This is a genomic window from Streptomyces sp. NPDC031670 (assembly GCF_055580545.1).
On the sequence record NZ_JBVILC010000011.1, the window covers coordinates 67,057 to 88,132 of the forward strand.

A 21,076-nucleotide genomic window follows, 5' to 3' on the forward strand; every position below is an offset into this window, starting at 1 on the left:
TCAATACATCGGTAACGTCTGCGCGTCGGCGCACCCGGTGATTGGCTGGAAGCCATGACCGACACGGAAGCGGCGGCGCGCCGCGACCAGGCGGTGCGGGCCGCCGTGGAGCAGGGCCTCGTGGGCCCCGGGGTCCCGCTGGCCGCGCTGCTGGACGTCACCGGCATCCGGGCCGCCGCCAGGGCGCTGACCAGCGCCTTCGCGGCCGTCACCGACGCACCCGTCCTGCACGCCTTCGCCGTGAAGGCGTGCCCGCTGGTGCCGGTCCTGCGACTGCTCGCGGCCGAGGGGCTCGGCGCGGAGGTCGCCGGCCCGGGCGAACTGGCGCTGGCCCGCGCCGCCGGGGTCGCACCCGGCCGTACGGTCCTGGACTCCCCCGCCAAGACCCCCGCCGAGCTGCGCGAGGCCCTCGCCCTGGGCGTCGCCGTCAACGCGGACAACCCGCAGGAGCTGGCCCGGCTCGACGCGCTGCTCGCCTCCACCACGACCGCCTCACCGCTCGGCCTGCGGGTGAACCCGCAGGTGGGCGCGGGGTCCATCGACGCGCTCTCCACGGCGACGCGGACCTCGAAGTTCGGGGTGGGGCTGCGGGACGAGGGGGCGCGGGAGTGGGTCGTGGCGGCGTACGCGGCCCGCCCCTGGCTCACCCGGCTGCACACCCACACCGGCTCCCAGGGGGTGCCGCCGACGCTGATGGCCGAGGGGGTGCGGGCGGCGTACGAGCTGGCGGAGGAGATCAACGCGCGCGTGGGCCGGCGCCAGGTGGACACGATCGACCTCGGCGGGGGGCTGCCGGTGAACTTCGCCTCGGACGAGGAGAGCCCGACGTACGCGGAGTACGCGCGGCTGCTGCGCGCCGAGGTGCCCGGGCTCCTCGACGGGTCGTACGCGCTGGTGACCGAGTTCGGCCGGTCGCTGCTGGCCAAGCACGGGACGGTGCTGGCGCGGGTGGAGTACGCGAAGACGTCCGGGGGCCGGGCCATCGCGGTCACCCACGCGGGCGTGCAGATCGCGGTCCGTACGGTGTACGCGCCGGAGACCTGGCCGCTGCGGATCGCCGCGTACGGCCCTTCGGGCCGCCCCAAGCCCGGACCGCCCGTCCTCCAGGACGTGGCGGGGCCCGCGTGCTTCGCGGGGGATCTGCTGGCGCGGGGGCGTCCGCTGCCGCGGCTGGAGCAGGGGGACTACGTGGCGGTGCTGGACACCGGGGCGTACTGCTTCGCCCACCACTACGCGTACAACAGCCTTGCCAGGCCGGGCGTCCACGGCTTCACGACGTCCCCGTCGGGCGTCCGCTTCGCGGTGGTCCGGGAGCCGCAGACGGTGGCGTCGATCGTGGCGGAGGCGGGTGGCGCGACCCCGGACGCGCTGCTGTTCTGACGTGGACCAGGGGTTCGTCTGCGGGCCGGTGGGGGCTGGTCGCGCAGTTCCCCGCGCCCCTGAGGGGATCCCGCCCACCCGGCGAACATGGCCCAGCCACAGCCCCCAGGGGCGCGGGGAACTGCGCGAGCAACCCACCACCCACCCGCAGACGAACCCCGGGCCGAAAAGGGGCGCGGGGAACTGCGCGAGCCCGGCCAGAACCACCTACTCCACGAACAGGCCCCGCCCCGCGGCCCCCGCGTCGAACTCCTCCAGCCGCGCCTGCGCGTCCGGCAGCCCGTCGCACATCGCCTCCAGCAGCACCCGCCCCAGCAGCATCGGCGCGCACGCCGTGTCGAAGGCGAGGCCCGTGCCGACCGCGGCCGGGATCAGCAGGTCGCTGTGGCGCGCCACCGGCGCGAACGCGGAGTCGGCGACCGTGACGACCACGAGACCCCGCGTACGCGCGTACGCCAGCGCGTCCACCACCTCCCGCGGATGGCGCGGCAGCGCGAAGCACAGCAGCGCCGACGCCCCGGCCCGCGACGCCGCGTCGATACGGTCGACCAGCATCGACCCGCCCTCGTCGAGCAGCCGCACATCCGGGTGGACCTTCGCCGCGAAGTACGCGAAGCCGCGCGCCTGCGAGGAGGCCGCGCGCAGACCGAGCACGGGCAGGGGCCGCGACGCCGCCAGCAGCCGCCCCGCCTCCTCCACCGGCGCCGGATCCGCCAGCAGCCCGGCCAGATGGCGCAGGTTCTCGATCTCGGCCTGCACCGCCTGCTGGTACTCGTTGTACGCGTCCTCACCCGCCGGGGCCGCGTCCGCGGGCACCACCTCGCGCAGATGGCGCCGGAGCGCCGGGTACCCGTCGAAGCCCAGCGCGACCGCGAAACGCGTCACCGACGGCTGGCTCACCCCGGCCAGCTCCGCCAGCTCCACGCTCGACAGGAACGGCACATCGGCGGCCCTGCGCACCATGGAGTGGGCGATCCGCCGCTGGGTCGGCGTCAGCCGCCGCCCCTCGAAGAGCTGTTGCAGCCGCGCGGCAGGGCCGTCGCTCATGCCGTCCCCCTTCCTCACGCCCGTAACTCCACGATATTCAGTCGCCCAGCACTCTGCATGACCATATGCAGGGGGGCAAGTACGGGGGCTATCCCCACTGTGCCCGCGCCCCCCGCTCCGTACCGTGGTGAGCATGGAAGCCCGCGACGCCGATCTGCGCAAAGAACTGGACGCCACCCTGCAGGCCCGCAGGGAGCTCGGCGAGGAGTACGAGCCCGCGCTCGTCGACTCGTTCCTGGAGAAGGTGGAGCAGCGCCTCGACCCGGCGATCGACCGCCGGGTGCGGCGCCAGCTCGCGGAGCAGCAGATGGTGGTGGCGCGCGGCGGCCGTCCGCCGGGCCCCAACCCCGACCTGGGATTCGCCGAGCGCTTCGGGTTCGGCATGATCTCGCTGGTCCTCGCCATCCCGCTGTCCGCGATCGGCGCCGTGAACGCGGGGCTGAGCGGTCTCTTCGTCACCTGGGCGGGGATCTTCGGCGTCAACGCCGTGCACGCCGCCCGTCCGTGGCCGTGGCCGCGCCGCCGGGGCGACGGCGACACCGACTGAGCCGGGAAGCCCGGGAAGCCCGGGAAAAGCTGAGCGCGGGGACCGCCGCACCCCCGGTCGCCCGGGGGGCGGGACGACGGCGGTCCCCGCGAGGGACACGGTCCCGGGTCAGGGCCGGTCGCCGCGTCCTGGACGCCTGGGAGATCCGGGAGCCGCTCCGGAGGTCCTTGACGCCGCTGGTGGTGCCGGCCGGGTCTCCCCTTCCGACACCGTCCACTGTTCCGCACGTGTGTTAAGCGCGTGCTGCGCGGACATGTCGCGCCCGTACCGGTTCCGCGACGAATGCGACGGCGACGCACGTGACGGCGACGCACGTGACGGCCGCACACGTGACGGGCCGACACATCTCCTGCCCCGTAAGGGGCTCGGCGCCCCGGCGCTCAGGGATGGGCCGGGTGCGCCGGGTGCGCGGTGGACGGCTCGGTCGCGGTCAGCCGCCGCCGGCGCCGGTGCTTGAGCAGTGCCCAGGGCGCGCGGGCCCCGCTCACCTCGGTGCCGGGCTCCGCCGCCGCCTCCGCCGCCGCCTTGGCGACCGGCAGGATGTCCTCGTCGCGGTCCGCGTCGAGCCGGTCGGCGTCCGGCCACAGCCCGAGCGAGGCGCAGAGCGTGGGCAGGACGGCCATCGCGGCCGTCGCGTACCCCTCGGCCGAGGGGTGGTAGTTGTCCGGGCCGAACAGCTCGCGCGGATTCGCCTCGAACTCGGGGCCGAGCAGATGGCCGAGCGACACCGTCCGCCCGCCCTGCTCCACCACCACGATCGTCTGGGCCGCCGCCAGCTGCCGCGAGACGCGCCGGGCCAGGAAGCGCAGCGGCTGGTAGACCGGCTCGACCGAGCCGAGGTCGGGACAGGTGCCCACGACCACCTCGGCGCCCGCCGTACGCAGCCGCCGCACCGCGCCCGCCAGATGCCGCACCGACAGCGTCAGCGGCATCCGGTGGGTGACGTCGTTGGCGCCGATCATGATCACGCAGACGTCCGGGACCCGGGCCCGGTCCGCCAGCAGCAGCGAGACCTGGCGGTCCAGGTCGTCCGACTGGGCGCCCGGCTGCGCCACGTTGCGGAGCGTGACCATCCGTTCCGCCACCGCCGCGAGTCCCGAGGCGAGCAGCGCCCCCGGGGTCTGCCCGGCCCGCCGGACGCCCTGTCCGGCGGCCGTGGAGTCGCCCAGCATGCCGAGCCGCAGCGGGGGCGTGCCGTTGGCGAACGCCACCCCGTACAGCCCGTCGGCGCTCGGCGGGTGCGGGGCGGTGGCGCCGCCCACCGAGCGCCTGGCCAGCGCCGCCTCCGCGAGCAGCACCCCGACGGCGGCCGTGGCGAGCAGTCCGATGCCGCCCCCGCCGAACGCCGCGCCCGCCGCGATGCGGCGCGCCACCCTCGCCCGTGACCCCGCCGACACCCCGGCCGACACGGTCGACACACTCCCAGCCACCGCCACCTCCTTGGAGCCGTACACCACCTACCTGCCCGGTGACGGGTGTCGCTCAATCCCGCTGTGAGGTGAACGGGCGCTCGCTGTGCGCATACGCTGGCGGGACCAACACGGAGACCCCGGAGACAACGGTGCAATTCCACGACTCGATGATCAGCCTCGTCGGCAATACCCCGCTGGTGAAGCTCAACAGTGTGACCGCGGGCATCCAGGCGACCGTCCTGGCCAAGGTCGAGTACTTCAACCCGGGCGGCTCGGTCAAGGACCGGATCGCCGTGCGCATGATCGAAGCGGCCGAGCAGAGCGGCGCGCTCAAGCCGGGCGGCACGATCGTGGAGCCCACCTCGGGCAACACGGGTGTCGGTCTCGCGATCGTGGCCCAGCAGAAGGGCTACAAGTGCATCTTCGTCTGCCCGGACAAGGTGTCGCTCGACAAGATCAACGTCCTGCGGGCGTACGGGGCCGAGGTCGTCGTCTGCCCGACGGCGGTCGACCCGGAGCACCCGGACTCGTACTACAACGTCTCGGACCGCCTGGTCCGCGAGACGCCCGGCGCCTGGAAGCCGGACCAGTACAGCAACCCGAACAACCCGCGCTCGCACTACGAGACCACCGGTCCGGAGCTGTGGGAACAGACCGACGGGAAGATCACGCACTTCGTGGCGGGCGTCGGCACCGGCGGCACCATCACCGGTACCGGCAGGTACCTCAAGGAGGTCTCCGGCGGGGCCGTACGGGTGGTCGGCGCGGACCCCGAGGGCTCGGTCTACAGCGGTGGCTCCGGCCGTCCGTACCTGGTCGAGGGCGTGGGCGAGGACTTCTGGCCGACCGCCTACGACCGTGAGGTCACGGACGAGATCGTCGCGGTCTCCGACAAGGACTCCTTCCAGATGACCCGCCGCCTCGCCAAGGAGGAGGGCCTGCTCGTGGGCGGCTCCTGCGGCATGGCGGTCGTGGCGGCGCTGCGGGTGGCGGAGGGCCTGGGCCCGGACGACGTCGTCGTCGTCCTGCTCCCCGACTCCGGCCGCGGTTACCTCTCCAAGATCTTCTCGGACGAGTGGATGGCCGGGCACGGCTTCCTGGAGGAGGCGGGCCCGTCCGCCCGTATCGGGGACGTCCTCGCCGACAAGGAGGGCGCGATGCCCTCCCTCGTCCACATGCACCCCGAGGAGACGGTCGGGGAGGCGATCGAGGTACTGCGCGAGTACGGCGTGTCGCAGATGCCGATCGTGAAGCCGGGCGCGGGTCACCCGGACGTGATGGCGGCCGAGGTCATCGGCTCGGTGGTGGAGAAGGAGCTGCTCGCGGCCCTCTTCGCGCAGCGCGCCTCGCTCTCGGACCCGCTGGAGAAGCACATGAGCCCGCCGCTGCCGCAGGTCGGCTCGGGCGAGCCGGTGGCCGAGCTGATGTCTGTCCTCGGCGAGGCGGACGCGGCGATCGTCCTGGTCGAGGGCAAGCCCACGGGCGTGGTGAGCCGCCAGGACCTCCTGGCGTTCCTGGCGAAGTAGCCCGCGACGGGGGGCGCCGCACCTTCCGGGGTGGGGCGCCCCCTTTCCACGTCCGGGCTCCGCCCCGGGCCTCAGCGGGTCGCGACTCACCTGCGGGCCGGTGGGAGCTGGTCGCGCAGTTCCCCGCGCCCCTGAGGGGACCCCGCCCACCCGGCGAACATGGCCCAGCCACACCCCCCCAGGGGCGCGGGGAACTGCGCGAGCAACCGGGCGCAGCCCGGGAAGGCAGCCGCCACCCCCCACCCGCGCTGAGCGCCCGCTTAGAAAAGAGGCCCGTGTCACACGCGCCGACCGATGACCAACTCCGTACGTACGGGTAACTTCCGAGGGAGCCCGCCCGCTTAGCCTCTGGAGCCGTGATGCCCGAAGCCGTGATCGTCTCGACCGCTCGTTCCCCCATCGGCCGCGCCTTCAAGGGCTCGCTCAAGGATCTGCGGCCGGACGACCTCACCGCCACCATCATCCAGGCCGCGCTCGCCAAGATCCCCGAGCTCGACCCGCGCGACATCGACGACCTGATGCTCGGCTGCGGCCTGCCCGGCGGCGAGCAGGGCCACAACCTGGGCCGGATCGTGGCCGTGCAGATGGGCATGGACCACCTGCCGGGCTGCACCATCACCCGCTACTGCTCCTCCTCGCTCCAGACCTCCCGGATGGCGCTGCACGCCATCAAGGCGGGCGAGGGCGATGTCTTCATCTCGGCCGGTGTCGAGATGGTGTCGCGGTCGGTGAAGGGCTCCTCCGACGGGATGCCCGACACCCACAACCCGTTCTTCGCCGAGGCCGAGGCCCGTACCGCCGCCGTCGCCGAGTCGGCCGGCGCCTCCTGGCACGACCCCCGCGAGGACGGCCTGGTCCCGGACGCGTACATCGCGATGGGCCAGACCGCCGAGAACCTGGCGCGCGCCAAGGGCGTCACCCGCGCGGACATGGACGAGTTCGGCGTCCGGTCGCAGAACCTCGCCGAGGAAGCCATCAAGAACGGCTTCTGGGAGCGGGAGATCACCCCGGTCACCACCCCGGACGGCACCGTGGTCGGCAAGGACGACGGCCCGCGCGCCGGCGTCACCGTGGAGGGCGTCCAGGGGCTCAAGCCCGTCTTCCGCCCCGACGGCATGGTCACCGCCGGCAACTGCTGCCCGCTCAACGACGGCGCCGCGGCCCTCGTCATCATGAGCGACACCAAGGCCCGCGAGCTCGGCCTGACCCCGCTGGCGCGGATCGTCTCCACCGGCGTGACCGGCCTCTCGCCCGAGATCATGGGCCTCGGCCCGGTCGAGGCCTCCCGGCAGGCCCTCAAGCGCGCCGGCCTCACCGTCGGCGACATCGACCTCTTCGAGATCAACGAGGCCTTCGCCGCCCAGGTCATCCCGTCCTACCGCGACCTGGGCATCCCGCTCGACAAGCTGAACGTCAACGGCGGCGCCATCGCCGTCGGCCACCCCTTCGGCATGACCGGCGCCCGTATCACCGGCACGCTCATCAACTCCCTCCAGTTCCACGACAAGCAGTTCGGCCTGGAGACGATGTGCGTGGGCGGCGGCCAGGGCATGGCCATGGTCATCGAGCGGCTGAGCTGACCGGAAGCCGAAGCGGAACCGGACGCGGAAGCCGACGCGGGAGCGGAACGCGACCGAGTCGGCGCGCGGCCGGGCGGCGGAAGCCCTACGCTGCTGCCCGGGCATCACGGATGCCCGGGCGGCTGCGGCCCCGGGACCCGTTTCGCCCGCCACCGCGGCCGGTTCGTGACCGAATCTCCCCCAGGATGTGACGTACGTCCCGTGGGAGAGGTATTCCCGCAGGTCACCGGGGTCACGGGGGTAAACCCCAGGCACAAAGACCTGTCCAATTCGTGACGTAATGCACTGACACGGGGAGCGGGTACCCGACAAGCTGATGTAGGAAGTCGGGGAATCGTTTGAATCCGGGAGTAAGTCAGTGAGCGCCATGTCTCTTGCCCTGCTGCTGACCACGGCCGCCGCCACGGCCGTGGGCGCCGCTGCCCTGCACGCCGCCCACGGGCTGCGCAGACAGGTCGTGGCGCTGCGCGCCGACCTCGCGGCCACGAACGCCGGTCCGGCCGCCACCGTGCCCCACCAGGCGCGCGGCGGCGAGACCGCCGTCGCCGAGATACGCGCGGCCGTCGTCGAGGCGCTGGCCGAGGAGCGTGAGCGCGAGCTCGCCGAGGCGCGGGCGTTCTGGGCCGCGCAGGAGGCGCGCGACGCGGCGGACGCCCCGTCGCTCCTGGGCGGCCTCGCGGGCCTCGGGGAGGACGCCTCCCTGTTCCTCCCCCGGCAGTCCGACTTCGTCGGTCTGGAGGGCGTGGAGCTGTCCCCGGAGCCGTACGAGGAGTTCCCCGAGGACTCCCCGGAGCTGGCCGCGGCCCGCCGCCGCCACCCCTCGCACCCCGACTTCGTCCCGGTCCAGACGTCGGTCGTGGCCGACCACGAGTCCACGGTCGCGCGCCTGGAGGAGCTGGCGGAGGCCCGCACGGCACTGGCGGACGTGCGCCCGGGCCCGCTGGGCACCCTCGACGTCTACGTCTTCGCCGACGGCACCACGCTGTGCATGACCCCCGGCCACCGCGAGACCTCCGAACGCCTGGCCGAGGCCCTGCGCGAGGGCGAGGCCCCGGTGCTGCTGGGCGGCTCGGGGATCTCGGGGGCGTACGCGCTGACGTTCTCGTGCGGCGAGGAGAGCGTGTACATCCTGGCGGACCGGGTCATCGCGTCGCTGTAGGTCCGGCGCGGCCGGGCTACCCCTTCAGCGCTGCGACCTCGGCGACGCGGGGCGCGAGCTGCCGCACGGCCCGGGCCTTGCGGTACGGCCGCAGCCGCAGCCGCATCGTGTCGAAGTGCTCGTCGGCTTTCATGCTCCGACCGTCCTCCCACGGTACCGCTCTGCGTGCTCGTGCGGTTGCGCAGAGACAGGAGAGGCCGGTCGGGGAACGGAGCTGACGACCATGGCTGATGTCAGTGCGAGGCGCAACACGCCCTAGCCGAACGCCCTCCGCGCCGCCGCCTCCACCAGCCCCACCGCCTCCGCCAGCCCCTCGGCCGGGGCCGCGCCCGTGCGCAGGGCCTCGGCCATGTCGCGGCCCGCCACCGACACCTGGTCGGCGACCGTGAACGCCCCCGCGTCCGGCATCACCCGGGGCTCGGCGCCGGGGGTCTCGGCGCGCTGGGCGCGGGCCGACAACTCCCTGGCCAGGGCGAGTCCCTCGGCCGCGGCGCCACGGCGCAGACGGCTCTCGGGCGCGGCGCGCAGACGGTCGGCGAAGCGGTCCACGGCGGCGAGGAGCGGGGTCACATCAAGCACGCCGCGACCCTACGCGCCGTCCCGGGACTGTTGCCAATACGCCCACGCTCAGGCACGGTGACGGGAAGGACCATCCCCCGCGCTCCGGCCCCGCCCGGACAGGGGACCCCCAGGCAATGCGTCCGGAGGCGCCGATGTCCCAACTCTTCTCCGAAGAAACCCATCGCAACCTGCTCTCCCGCATCCCCCACTGCACCGGTCGTGAAGTCTCCGACTGGCTCCGCACCGTAGACGAAGGCCCCTCCCTCGTGAGGTTCGAGGAGAAGGTCAGCTGGCTCCGCAGCGAGCACGACCTCGCGTACGGACACGCCAAGGCGATCATCCACGAGTACGACCTGAGGCGGGCCGCGCGCCGCCTGACCTAGGAAGGAACCCCCTTGTGCTCCGCCCCGCCGCGACCCCCGGCGGGGCGCAGTGCCGTCCGGGCGCCGCGGGCGAACGCGCGGGGGCCCGCCCGGCTGCTGCCGGACGGGCCCCTGTTCGGTGCGGTGCGGGCGTCAGTCGTCGCCCTGGAGGATCGCCACCAGACGCAGCATCTCCAGGTAGATCCAGACGAGCGACATGGTCAGGCCGAAGGCGGCCAGCCACGACTCCTCGCGCGGGGCGCCGTAGGTGATGCCGTCCTCGATCTGCTTGAAGTCCAGCGTCAGGAAGAAGCAGCCGATCAGGATGGCGAGCACGCCGACCGCGAAGCCGAGCGGGCCGAAGCTGCGCAGGCCACCGCCGTCCGCCCCGCCGAAGGCCACCACCAGCAGGTTCACCATCGTCACGAGGACGAAGGCGATGGCGATGGTCATACCGATGCGCGCGTAGCGCGCGGTGACGCGCACCCAGCGCTGCTTGTACGCGAACAGGGTGGCGCCGGACACCGCGAGCGTGCCCAGGACCGCCTGGAAGGGCGCGCCGGACCAGCGCTCGTTGTACATCTCACTGATCACGCCGAGGAAGACGCCCTCGAACGCCGCGTAACCGATGATCAGCGCGGGGACGGGCTTCGCCTTGAACGACTGGATCATGGCGAGCACGAACGCCACCAGCGCCGAGCCGAACGCCAGGCCGTAGCTGGTCGACGAGACCGGCAGCAGCGTCCAGGCGAGCACCGCGGCGACGGCCACGGTGCCGAGCGTGATCGCGGTGCGCGAGACGACGTCGTCCATCGTCATCACGTTGCCGCGGGCCGGGGCCTGGGGGGCGCCGTACTGCGTGTCCTGCTGGGCGTAGGGATTCGTCGCGTACGGGTTGGTGCCGTGCGGGGTCGTCGGTGCCTGCGCGTACGGGTTGCCCCCGGCCTGCGGCGCGGTGTTGAAGCCGGCGTAGCCGTTGTCGCGGCTGAACCCCCGTCGCGAGAAGACCGGGTTGCTGCTCCTCATCTCACTCCTCCATGGCCGCCGTGTGCGACCTTGTTGTCAAGGGTAATGGGAAAGCAAAACAATCACCCTAGTGCTCTGGGAGGATCTTTCCTCGCCAGGCGGGACGTACACCAGGGGGTCCGCGGTCACAAGAGTGCCACGGGCGGCGCCCGGACGGCGGCGGCCGGACGGCGGGTGTCCCGGCAGCAGGGCGGCAGAAGCCGGGGCGGCGGAGGCGGGCTCGACGGGCCCGAGGGGTGGAGCCGGTGCGGGGGAGCCTGCGGGGTGGAGCCGTGGATCCGGAACTGTGGATCCGGGGCCGGGCGGGAACCGTTCACCCACGCGTCGCTCATTCGTCGGTAATCGGTCGCAGGGCCCGTTCCGCGGTCGTTCCGCCCACCGAATTATCGGTTCTTCACGCTCTTCCCCGAGGGGGCGAGAGGTGCCCGGAGCCGGACTTGAACCGGCACGGCCCTAGGGCCAGCGAGGTTTAAGCTCGCCGTGTCTGCTTTCCACCATCCGGGCTGGTCGCGCGGTTCCTACGTTCCCCCGAAGAGCCTATCGGGACGGCTCCCCCGCCCGGCGGATCGATGGCCGATGTTGTCTTATTTTATTGGCGCTTGAGGGGGCGTCAGTCCGACTGAGAACCCTTCCGGCACATGCCGGAGGCGGTTGGCAGGCATACCGGTCAGCCGGACTGTGCGTAACGGAATGACGCGAATTCGACTCCCGTCCGCGCGGCCCGCGGACGCCCGGCGCGGATACCGGTGCCTAGGGGGCGGTGTCATACCGCAGGAGGAGGCGGGCGGCGTCCGCGTAAGACTCAAGACGGCCCGCGAACGGGCACAGGGATGGACGATCCCGGGGCCTCGCGGCATCGAGGATGGAGGGGTCCCCGCACCACGTCCGACAGGAGCCCTCCGTTGACCACCATCCCCACCGCACACCGCGCCACCGCGGTGGCCGCCCGCGCCACCGAGCTGTCGAAGGTCTACGGCGCGGGCGAGACCCAGGTGGTCGCGCTCGACCGGGTGACGGTCGACTTCCACCAGGGCGAGTTCACCGCGATCATGGGCCCCTCGGGCTCCGGCAAGTCCACGCTGATGCACTGCGTGGCCGGGCTCGACTCGTTCAGCTCCGGGTCGGTCCGCATAGGCGAGACCGAGCTCGGCTCCCTCAAGGACAAGCAGCTAACCCAGCTGCGCCGCGACAAGATCGGCTTCATCTTCCAGGCGTTCAACCTGCTGCCGACGCTGACCGCGGCCGAGAACATCACGCTGCCGATGGACATCGCCGGCCGCAAGCCGGACAAGGAGTGGCTGGCCAAGGTCATCGACATGGTGGGCCTGTCCGGGCGGCTCTCCCACCGGCCCACCCAGCTCTCCGGCGGCCAGCAGCAGCGCGTGGCCGTGGCCCGCGCCCTGGCCTCCCAGCCCGAGATCATCTTCGGTGACGAGCCGACCGGAAACCTGGACTCCCGCGCGGGCGCCGAGGTCCTGGGCTTCCTGCGCAACTCGGTGCGCGAGCTCGGCCAGACCGTGGTCATGGTCACCCACGACCCGGTCGCCGCCTCCTACGCGGACCGCGTGATCTTCCTCGCCGACGGCCGGATCGTCGACGAGATGCTGCACCCGAGCGCCGACGGCGTGCTGGACCGCATGAAGGAGTTCGACGCGCTGGGCCGCACCAGCTGATCCCGGGGCACAGCCCCGCACCGTCCGTCCCTTCGCCCGGCCCCCCACCCCAGGACTGAGAAAAGCCCCATGTTCAAAACCGCCCTGCGCAACGTGCTCGCGCACAAGGCCAGGCTGCTGATGACCGTGCTCGCCGTGATGCTCGGCGTGGCCTTCGTCTCCGGCACCCTGGTCTTCACCGACACCCTCAAGAGTGCCTTCAAGAACCAGTCGGCCAAGAGCTACGACAACGTGGCCGTGGCCATCGAGTCGTACGGCAGCCGGGACGACGACAAGCAGGACCCGGGCGTCGGACGCCGGACCCTGGACAAGATCGCGGCCCTGGACGGAGTCACCTCGGTCAACGGGCGCGTGGACGGGTTCGCCGGGGTGGCCGACAAGAAGGGCAAGCTGATCGGCCAGGGCTGGGCCAACAAGGGCGGGAACTTCTCGCCCAGCCGCGACGGCAAGGACCCCGCCTACACCTTCACCGCCGGCAGCGGGCCGGTCCGGGACGGGCAGATCGCGCTCGACGAGGACACCGCCGACAAGGGCGGGTACAAGGTCGGGGACCGGGTCCGCGTCGCCACCAACGGGCCGGTGAAGACGTACACCCTCGCCGGTGTGTTCACCACCGAGGACGGCTCGGTCAACGCGGGCGGCAGCCTCGTCCTGTTCGACACCGAGGTCGCGCAGCAGCTCTACCTCAAGCCCGGCTTCTTCGAGAAGGTCAACGTCTCCGCGAAGCCCGGCGTCGACGCCCAGAAGCTCCTGGACCAGGTCCTGCCGACGCTGCCCGAGCACGCGACGGCCCGCACCGGACAGGCGCTCGCCGCGCAGGAGGCGGACGACATCGAGAAGGGGCTGAGCGCGCTCAGCCAGACGCTGCTGGCCTTCGCCGCCATCGCGCTCTTCGTCGGCATCTTCCTGATCTCCAACACCTTCACCATGCTGGTCGCCCAGCGCACCAGGGAGCTGGCCCTGATGCGCGCGGTGGGCGCCTCGCGCTCCCAGGTGCGGCGCTCGGTGCTCACCGAGGCGCTGGTCGTCGGCACGGTCGCCTCGGCGGTCGGCTTCGGGCTCGGTCTCGGCCTCGCGGTGGGGCTGCGTTCCGCGATGGACTCCTTCGGCGTGAAGCTGCCGGCCGGGTCACTGATCGTCTCCGCCACCCCGGTGATCGCCGCGCTGGCCGTCGGTGTGATCGTCACCCTGGTCGCCGCCCTGCTGCCCGCCTGGCGGGCCGCGAAGATCCCGCCGGTCGCCGCGATGAACAGCGTGCACGCCGCCGCGACCACCAAGTCGCTGGTCGTGCGGAACACCATCGGCGCGATCATCACCCTGGGCGGCTTCGCCGCGGTCCTGGCCGGCGCGGGCGCCGGGCGGGACGGCAAGACCATGATCGGCCTCGGCGCCTTCCTCTCCCTGGTCGGCATCATCGTGCTGATCCCGCTGCTGTCGCGGCCGGTGATCGCCGTGGTACGTCCGCCGCTGGCCCGGGTGTTCGGCGTCTCGGGCAAGCTGGCCAGCCAGAACGCGGTGCGCAACCCGCGCCGCACCGGCGCCACCGCCTCCGCGCTCGCCATCGGTCTCACCCTGGTCACCGCACTGTCGGTGCTCGGCATCACGGTCGGCAAGGCGATCGACAAGACGACCACGGACAACATCAAGGCCGACTACATGGTCGCGATGGCCAGTGGGGACCGGCTGGACAAGTCGGTCGTGCCGGAGCTGCGCAAGGCCCCGGGCGTCACCGCGGCCTCCCCGAAGCAGTCCTCCTACCTCCAGGTCGGCGGCGACTTCCGCTCGGTCTCCGGGGTGACCCCGGGCGACATCGAGAAGGTGCTGAAGGTCGAGACGGTCTCCGGCTCGCTCGCCACCCTCGGCCAGGGGCAGCTCGCCGTGGACGACGAGACCGCGCGGAAGCGGGACTGGAAGCCGGGCACGCGGCTGCCGGTCGAGTTCGACGACAAGAAGAAGACGACGCTCACCGTCGGCGCGGTCTTCAAGAAGCAGGAGTTCCTCGACCCGGTGCTCGCCGCGACGTCGGTCCTCGACCCGCACGAGACCCGGCCGCACATCGAGTCGGTCTTCGTGAAGATGTCCGGCGGCGCCACCAAGGCCAATGAGCAGGCGCTGGTCAACGCGCTCGGCGACAACCCGGCGATCAGCTTCATGGACCAGCAGGACATCCGCGACACCTTCGGCGGCATGATCAACACGCTGCTGAACATCATGTACGGGCTGCTCGCGATGGCGCTGCTCATCGCGGTCCTGGGTGTCGTCAACACGCTGGCCATGTCGGTCTTCGAGCGCCAGCAGGAGATCGGGATGCTGCGGGCGATCGGTCTGGACCGCGCCCGGGTCAAGCGCATGATCCGTCTGGAGGCCGTCGTCATCGCGGTCTTCGGCGCGCTGATCGGTGTGGGCCTCGGCACCTTCCTGGCCTGGGCCATCGGCGAGACCATCAAGGGCTCGATCCCGGCGTACGCGCTGGTGATCCCGTGGGACCGGATCGCGCTGTTCATGGCGCTCGCGGGTCTGGTGGGCGTGCTGGCCGCGATGTGGCCGGCCCGCAGCGCCGCCCGGCTGAACATGCTGACGGCGATCAAGACGGAGTAGGCACACACACCCGAAGGGCCCGGGACGGCATCCGCCGTCCCGGGCCCTTCGCCTTGTCCGCCTCCGTCAGCTGCCGGCGCAGTACGACATCAGCCGGTCGTGGTTGGCCTTGAACTGGTCGTAGACCGCGTCGTCGTTGATCTTCAGGATGGTCTCGTCGTTGGAGCGCAGCGCCTGCCACGAGTAGTTGTGGCTGCCGGTCCAGACGATCTTCTCGTTGGCGACGCCCTCGTACACGCCGTTCACCAGCAGGTACTTGGAGTGGATGCCGATGTTGGCGCTGTGGCCCGCGGGCGGGGTCTCCCAGCACTCCACCCGCTGGGTGAGCTGCCCGTAGAGGATCGACTCGACGGTCTTGCCCATGGACGGCACGCCCGTGCCACCGCCGTTGGGGTTGCCGTCGGCCGCCAGGTACACCTTGCAGCCCGCGTCCACCATCGAGGCGAGCTTGCTCGCGATCTGGTCGCGGTAGAAGAGGTTGGCCGCCATCCGCACCTCGGAGTGCTGGGTGGCGGAGCAGGTGACCTTGTCGAGGATCAGCTTGACCGTGTCGGTGGCCGGGTCCGTCGAGTAGGTGGTGCCGGACGTCTCCTTACGGGGGAAGAAGTACGTCTTGTAGTTCGGGTTGGTCGAACTGATCGGCGTGGAGTAGTAGTCGTTGTCGCTCGTGCCCGCCGATCCGTTGGCCACCTGGTCGTTGAAGTACGCCTGGTAGTTGGCGTAGAGACCGGCGTCGACCAGCGTCACGGCGTTGTTGAAGAGGTCGGTGCGCTGGGTGCCCGACATGTTGGCCGAGGTCTGCACCACGACGTTGTCCGCGCCTCCCGTGTAGGAGAAGAGGAAGAACTTGTTGTGGTTGATCGAGCCGTCGTCACCGGAGTTGAGCTTGCGGTTGGCGATGCAGGCGCGGCCCTGGGGGCAGGAGAGGATCCAGGAGGCCTTGGTGCGGTCGGTGCCGAGCGCCGCGGCCAGGTTCTCGTACTCGCCGCCCTTGGTCAGCTCGGTGCCGTCGGGCTTGAAGTTGTGCGACTTGTAGTCGACGACGAGCCGCACGGCGACGCCGCGGTCCTTGGCGGCGATCAGCGCGGTGCGCAGCACGTCGTCGGTGAAGGTGTACATCGACATCTGGACGGTGCTGCCCGCGGGGGCGTCGTTCACCAGCGAGACGACGTAGTCGCGGATCCGGTCCTGGTCGGCGGTGGTGCCCGACGGGTCGTTGAAGAGCGCCCCGTCGGTGACCGTGACGGTGTCGGCCGAGGCGGCGCCCGGCCCGGCGAAGACGGACATCACGGCAACGGCCAGGCCGAGGAGCCAGGTTCTGCGGTGGCGGTGCACACCGGCCTCCAGTGCATTGGGCTACGAATAGCACGTACATGACAAATCGGACGGCGAGATTCCGTCCGATCGGTCGAAGGTACCAACGCGGCCCGCCCGTTACCGGTCCGGGCTCCCCCAGCTACGCGCCCGCAGCGGCATCCCGGAGGCGCCCCCCGGCGGGGTCCGCACCGCCAGGACCTGGTTGACGCCGATCCGGTTGCGCTCGAAGGAGAGCGCGCAGGCGGCCATGTAGAGCCGCCAGACCCGGGCCCGGCCGGGGCCGGTCAGCCGTACCGCCCGCGCCCAGCCCGCCTCCAGGCTCGCCACCCAGCGGCGCAGGGTCAGCGCGTAGTGCTCGCGGAGCGCCTCCACGTCCCGCACCTCGAACCCGGCGTCCTCCAGGGTCGCCAGGGTCCGCCCGAGCGGGGCCAGCTCCCCGTCGGGGAAGACGTACGCGTCGATGAACTCGTCCACGCGGTAGCCCGCTTCGTCCCCCTCGGGGCGCCGCGCGATCTGGTGGTTGAGCAACCGGCCGCCGTCCTTCAGCAGGGCGTACAGGTCGTCCGCGTACTCCCGGTAGCGCACCGAGCCCACATGCTCGGCCATCCCGATCGAGGAGATCGCGTCGTACGGCCCGTCCGTCACGTCCCGGTAGTCCTGCACCCGGATCTCCACCCGGTCGGCCAGGCCCTCGTCGGCGACGCGCTTGCGGGCGTAGGCGGCCTGTTCGGCGCTGAGCGTGATGCCGACGGCCCGGGCGCCGTGGTGGCGGGCGGCGTGCAGGGCCATCGAGCCCCAGCCGCAGCCGACGTCGAGCAGCCGGTCGCCCTCGCCGAGGCCGAGCTTGCGGCAGACCAGCTCCAGCTTGTCGTGCTGGGCCTGCTCCAGGGTGGCGTCGGGGTGCTCCCAGTAGGCGCACGAGTACACCATCGAGGGACCGAGGACCAGCTCGTAGAAGGCGTTGCCGACGTCGTAGTGGTGGCTGACGGCCTGCCGGTCGCGGCCCCTGGTGTGCAGCGGGCCGGTGCGCCGGCGCAGCTCCTCGGCGGGCGGGGCGGGCGGCGGCAGGGGCCGGCCGAGCAGCAGGAGCTCCCGGACGGCGGCCCGCAGCCTCGGGTCGCGCAGGGGACGGACGGCGGGTCCGGAGCCCTTGCCGCGCTCCCAGAGCAGCCCGGCCACCAGGTCCAGGGTCCGGTAGAGGTCCCCCTCGATGTCGAGCTCGCCCGCCACCCAGGCGCGTGCCAGGCCCAGTTCGCCCGGCTTCCACAGCAGCCGGCGCAGGGCCCGGCGGTGGCGCAGTACGAGCACCGGGGCACCCGGCGGGCCGGCCTCGCTGCCGTCCCAGGCGCGGATACGGACCGGCAGGTCCTCGCCCAGGAGCTCACCCGCGAGAGCGGTCAGCCGCGTCGCGGCGTCGGCCATGGCGCACACCTTTCGTGAAGTCGGCCCCCACCCGGCACCCTGCCCCGGACAAGATTGCCCCGGGCGCCGGGCATCCCGCTACAGCGCCACGGGCGTACCCCGCGGGCGCGCGGTGGGGTGGCCGGGCCCGGCGCGCACGCCGAAGGGGCCGCCCGCACCACGGATGGCGGACGGCCCCTTCGGGCGTTGCTACGGGAGGCTGACCGAGGTCAGGAGGCCTTCGCCTTCTCCTCGACCTTCGCGGCGGCCGGCGCCGGGGCCGGCTTGGCGGCCTCGTAGAACTCCTCGCGCGGAGTCTCCATGGCGCCGAGCGAGACGACCTCGCGCTTCAGGAACATCGCGAGGGTCCAGTCGGCGAAGACACGGATCTTGCGGTTCCAGGTGGGCACGGCCAGACCGTGGTAGCCACGGTGCATGTACCAGGCGAGACGGCCCTTGAGCTTGATCTTCATCTTGCCCATGACGATCATCGCGACGCCCTTGTGGAGGCCGAGGCCCGCCACCGCGCCCTTGTTGGCGTGGGCGTACTCCTTCTGCGGGAAGCCCCGCATACCGGAGACCACGTTGTCGCCGAGGACCTTGGCCTGGCGCAGCGCGTGCTGGGCGTTCGGCGGGCACCAGGCGTTCTCCACGCCGGCCTTGCGGGCGGCGAGGTCCGGGACCTGGGCGTTGTCGCCCGCGGCCCAGATGTAGTCGGTGCCCTGGACCTGGAGGGTCGGGGCGGTGTCGACGTGGCCGCGCGGGCCGAGCGGCAGACCGAAGCGGGCCAGCGCCGGGTTGGGCTTGACGCCCGCGGTCCACACGATGGTGTTGGAGTCGACCTCCAGGCCGTTCTTCAGCACCACGTGGCCGTCGACGCAGGAGTCCATGGACGTCGAGAGGTAGATCTCGACACCGCGGCCCTCCAGGTGCTCCTTGCCCCACTTGCCGAGCTGCGGCCCGACCTCGGGGAGGATCTTGTCGGCGGCGTCGACCAGGATGAAGCGCATGTCCTCGCGCTTCACGTTGGTGTAGTACTTGGCCGCGTCGCGGGCCATGTCCTCGACCTCGCCGATCGTCTCGGCGCCGGCGAAGCCGCCACCGACGAAGACGAAGGTCAGGGCCTTGCGGCGGACGTCCTCGTCGGTCGTGGAGTCGGCCTTGTCCAGCTGCTCCAGGACGTGGTTGCGCAGCCCGATGGCCTCCTCGACACCCTTCATACCGATGCCCTGCTCGGCGAGGCCGGGGATCGGGAAGGTGCGGGAGACCGCGCCGAGGGCGACGACCAGGTAGTCGAAGGGCAGCTCGTAGGCCTCACCGACGAGCGGCGAGACCGTGGCGACCTTGCGGTCCTGGTCGATGCTGGTGACACGGCCGGTGAGCACCTCGGCTCCGCGCACGACGCGTCGCAGCGGGACGACGACGTGGCGCGGGGAGATGCTGCCTGCGGCGGCTTCGGGGAGGAAGGGCTGGTACGTCATGTACGACCGCGGGTCGACGACCGTGACGGTCGCCTCGGCGTAGCGCATCTTCTTGAGAATGCGCCGTGCCGCGTACAGGCCTACGTACCCACCGCCTACGACGAGGATTCGGGGACGCTCCGTGGTGCTCATGCCATCGAGTATCCACCCCCCTGTGGAGCCTCGCTCGTGCGCCCCTTCACAAGGTCCGACGGGGTCTCTGCTACACTTCGCGGCCCACGTGACCGAGGTCATGGTGGCGAGAGGGAACCACGGGGCCCGGGGGAACGTTGTTCACCCCTCCTGAACTGGCCCTCACAGGCTCACGGGGGCTGGACCACCGGGTCGGGAAACACGTCCGTAACACGGGGTCGACCCCCTGGATCGCGCCCTGTTGAGCCGCTCGGCCTACAGAAGAGAGGCCTACGGCCCCCAATCGGGGCCGACCGGCGGGTTTTCCTTGTGAAGAACTTCACGAACTTTCTCGCGGCGGGTGGTCCGGAGGGCCCCCAACGGGCCCTCCGGAGCCGTTTTCACGCGACCGACCAGGCGATTCCGTCGAGGATGTCGTGCTCGCTCACCACGACCTCCGAGGCTCCCGTGCGCTCCATGACCGCCAGCAGGACCAGCGCGCCCGCCGCGATCACGTCGATCCGGCCCGGGTGCAGTACCGGGATCGCCGTGCGCTCCTCGTGGGTGGAGGACAGGAGGCGCTCGGTGACCCGCCTGACGTCCTCGTAGGGGATACGGGAGTGGTGGATCGCCGCCGAGTCGTACGCGGGCAGGTCCAGCGCGACGGCGGCGACCGTGGTCACCGAGCCCGCGAGACCCACCAGGGTGCGCGGCTCGCGCAGCGGGACCGTCTGCCCGGCCAGGTCGAGCGCGGCCTCGATGTCCGCCCTCATGGCCGCGATCTGCTCGGGCGTGGCGGGGTCGCCGGGGTGGTGGCGCTCGGTCATCCGTACACAGCCCACGTCCACCGAGCGGGCCGCGCGCACCCGGCGCGAGCCGACCACGAACTCGGTGGAGCCGCCGCCGATGTCGACCACCAGGTAGTCGCCGTCGGCGTGCAGCTCCCTGGTGGCGCCGGTGAAGGAGAACTCGGCCTCCTGGTCGCCGGTGATCACCTCGGGCTCGACGCCCAGGATGTCCAGGACGCCCCGGACGAACTCGTCCCGGTTCTCGGCGTCGCGGGAGGCGGAGGTGGCCACGAAGCGCAGCCGCTCCGCGCCGAACTCCTTGATGACCGCCGCGTACTCGCGGCAGGCCGCGAAGGTGCGCTCCAGGGCCTCCGGGGCGAGACGGCCCGTACGGTCCACACCCTGGCCCAGGCGCACGATCGTCATCCTGCGGTCCAGGTCGACGAGTTCACCGGTGTCCGGGTCGGCGTCGCAGACCAGCAGACGGATCGAGTTCGTCCCGCAGTCGATGGCGGCGACCCGGGTCACTTCTCGCCCTCCCCGGGCACGCAGGGGGTGACGCAGGGGCCCTTCGCCCACCACTCGGGGAGCATCGCGATGGCCTCGTCGCCCAGCGGGTTGACCCCGGGGCCGGCCGCCAGCGAGTGACCGACCAGGACGTGCAGGCACTTCACCCGGTCCGGCATGCCGCCCGCGCTCGGGAAGCCCTCCAGGACCTCGATGGCGTCGCGACGGGCGATGTAGTCCTCGTGGGCGGCGCGGTACGCCGCGGCCAGCTCGGGGTCGGTCGCCAGACGCTCCGTCATCTCCTTCATGACGCCGTTGGCCTCAAGGGTGCCGATCGCGGACGCGGCCCGCGGGCAGCTCAGGTAGTACGTCGTCGGGAACGGCGTGCCGTCGGGCAGCCGGGGGGCCGTCTCGACCACGTCCGGGTTGCCGCACGGGCAGCGGTGCGCGATCGCGCGCAGTCCGCGCGGCGGGCGGCCCAGCTGCTCCTGGAAGGCGGCGATGTCCGCGTCGGTCGGCTCGGTGCGGGGCGTCTGGGGCGGGGGCGTTTCCATCGCGGTGTCTGTCTCAGTCTCTGTCTGTCTGGATCTGTCGCTGGCG

17 protein-coding genes and 1 tRNA gene are annotated in these 21,076 nt (G+C 72.0%); 8 read left to right on the plus strand and 10 right to left on the minus strand.

Annotation, left to right across the window (positions count from 1 at the left end):
• Positions 1-54: 54 nt before the first annotated feature.
• A complete protein-coding gene (locus ACZ5ID_RS21375) occupies positions 55-1,380 on the plus strand; it encodes a type III PLP-dependent enzyme domain-containing protein (RefSeq protein WP_468900167.1) in 1,326 nt (441 codons plus the stop codon).
• A 207-nt stretch (positions 1,381-1,587) separates the two neighbouring features.
• Here ACZ5ID_RS21375 and ACZ5ID_RS21380 read toward each other — a convergent pair whose 3' ends face one another.
• Positions 1,588-2,427: a MurR/RpiR family transcriptional regulator gene (locus ACZ5ID_RS21380; protein ID WP_406555198.1), complete on the minus strand. Its 840-nt coding sequence runs from the start codon at positions 2,425-2,427 to the stop codon at positions 1,588-1,590.
• Between the two features lie 133 nt (positions 2,428-2,560).
• Between ACZ5ID_RS21380 and ACZ5ID_RS21385 the strand changes: the two genes are divergently transcribed.
• Entirely contained in the window at positions 2,561-2,974 is a 414-nt protein-coding gene (locus tag ACZ5ID_RS21385) for a hypothetical protein (protein ID WP_468900171.1), read from the plus strand.
• Between the two features lie 380 nt (positions 2,975-3,354).
• Here the strand turns inward: ACZ5ID_RS21385 and ACZ5ID_RS21390 are convergent, their stop codons facing one another.
• Positions 3,355-4,347, minus strand: a complete 993-nt coding sequence (locus tag ACZ5ID_RS21390) for an SGNH/GDSL hydrolase family protein (protein ID WP_468900553.1) — start codon at positions 4,345-4,347, stop codon at positions 3,355-3,357.
• Positions 4,348-4,535: 188 nt separating this feature from the next.
• On the opposite strand from ACZ5ID_RS21390, the gene ACZ5ID_RS21395 reads away from it, so the two are divergent.
• The 3 genes from ACZ5ID_RS21395 (at position 4,536) to ACZ5ID_RS21405 (ending at position 8,651) form a co-directional block, all read left to right on the plus strand.
• On the plus strand, positions 4,536-5,912 hold the full coding sequence (locus ACZ5ID_RS21395; protein ID WP_365105764.1) for a cystathionine beta-synthase: 1,377 nt from the start codon (positions 4,536-4,538) through the stop codon (positions 5,910-5,912).
• Between the two features lie 359 nt (positions 5,913-6,271).
• Complete coding sequence (locus tag ACZ5ID_RS21400) at positions 6,272-7,492, plus strand: acetyl-CoA C-acetyltransferase (protein WP_468900175.1); 1,221 nt, start codon at positions 6,272-6,274, stop codon at positions 7,490-7,492.
• A gap of 367 nt (positions 7,493-7,859) precedes the next feature.
• Positions 7,860-8,651, plus strand: a complete 792-nt coding sequence (locus ACZ5ID_RS21405) for a hypothetical protein (RefSeq protein WP_468900178.1) — start codon at positions 7,860-7,862, stop codon at positions 8,649-8,651.
• A 255-nt stretch (positions 8,652-8,906) separates the two neighbouring features.
• Here ACZ5ID_RS21405 and ACZ5ID_RS21410 read toward each other — a convergent pair whose 3' ends face one another.
• Entirely contained in the window at positions 8,907-9,230 is a 324-nt protein-coding gene (locus ACZ5ID_RS21410; RefSeq protein ID WP_468900181.1) for a hypothetical protein, read from the minus strand.
• Positions 9,231-9,364: 134 nt separating this feature from the next.
• Between ACZ5ID_RS21410 and ACZ5ID_RS21415 the strand changes: the two genes are divergently transcribed.
• Positions 9,365-9,595 carry a DUF4287 domain-containing protein gene (locus tag ACZ5ID_RS21415; protein ID WP_406555765.1) on the plus strand — a complete coding sequence of 77 codons (231 nt, stop codon included), beginning with the start codon at positions 9,365-9,367 and terminating at the stop codon, positions 9,593-9,595.
• Positions 9,596-9,727: 132 nt separating this feature from the next.
• On the opposite strand, the gene ACZ5ID_RS21420 is transcribed toward ACZ5ID_RS21415, so the two are convergent.
• Positions 9,728-10,600: a Bax inhibitor-1/YccA family protein gene (locus ACZ5ID_RS21420; protein ID WP_468900185.1), complete on the minus strand. Its 873-nt coding sequence runs from the start codon at positions 10,598-10,600 to the stop codon at positions 9,728-9,730.
• A 422-nt stretch (positions 10,601-11,022) separates the two neighbouring features.
• Positions 11,023-11,104: transfer RNA gene (locus ACZ5ID_RS21425), tRNA-Leu, on the minus strand.
• A gap of 398 nt (positions 11,105-11,502) precedes the next feature.
• Here ACZ5ID_RS21425 and ACZ5ID_RS21430 point away from each other — a divergent pair.
• Entirely contained in the window at positions 11,503-12,273 is a 771-nt protein-coding gene (locus tag ACZ5ID_RS21430) for an ABC transporter ATP-binding protein (protein WP_468900188.1), read from the plus strand.
• A gap of 69 nt (positions 12,274-12,342) precedes the next feature.
• The gene (locus ACZ5ID_RS21435; RefSeq protein ID WP_468900191.1) at positions 12,343-14,871 is read left to right on the plus strand and encodes an ABC transporter permease; all 2,529 of its coding nucleotides are present in this window, start codon (positions 12,343-12,345) and stop codon (positions 14,869-14,871) included.
• 66 nt (positions 14,872-14,937) lie between these two features.
• Here the strand turns inward: ACZ5ID_RS21435 and ACZ5ID_RS21440 are convergent, their stop codons facing one another.
• The 5 genes from ACZ5ID_RS21440 to ACZ5ID_RS21460 all read right to left on the minus strand — a co-directional run bounded on the left by ACZ5ID_RS21440 (position 14,938) and on the right by ACZ5ID_RS21460 (position 21,030).
• Positions 14,938-16,206: a phospholipase D-like domain-containing protein gene (locus ACZ5ID_RS21440; RefSeq protein ID WP_468900194.1), complete on the minus strand. Its 1,269-nt coding sequence runs from the start codon at positions 16,204-16,206 to the stop codon at positions 14,938-14,940.
• Between the two features lie 99 nt (positions 16,207-16,305).
• Positions 16,306-17,610 carry a class I SAM-dependent methyltransferase gene (locus ACZ5ID_RS21445; RefSeq protein ID WP_468900197.1) on the minus strand — a complete coding sequence of 435 codons (1,305 nt, stop codon included), beginning with the start codon at positions 17,608-17,610 and terminating at the stop codon, positions 16,306-16,308.
• Positions 17,611-17,819: 209 nt separating this feature from the next.
• Positions 17,820-19,202, minus strand: coding sequence for an NAD(P)/FAD-dependent oxidoreductase (locus ACZ5ID_RS21450; RefSeq protein WP_468900200.1), 1,383 nt, complete (start codon positions 19,200-19,202; stop codon positions 17,820-17,822).
• Between the two features lie 380 nt (positions 19,203-19,582).
• Complete coding sequence (locus ACZ5ID_RS21455; RefSeq protein WP_468900203.1) at positions 19,583-20,497, minus strand: Ppx/GppA phosphatase family protein; 915 nt, start codon at positions 20,495-20,497, stop codon at positions 19,583-19,585.
• Complete coding sequence (locus ACZ5ID_RS21460; RefSeq protein ID WP_468900206.1) at positions 20,494-21,030, minus strand: DUF501 domain-containing protein; 537 nt, start codon at positions 21,028-21,030, stop codon at positions 20,494-20,496. The genes ACZ5ID_RS21455 and ACZ5ID_RS21460 overlap by 4 nt, the downstream gene beginning before the upstream one ends.
• Between the last annotated feature and the right edge of the window lie 46 nt (positions 21,031-21,076).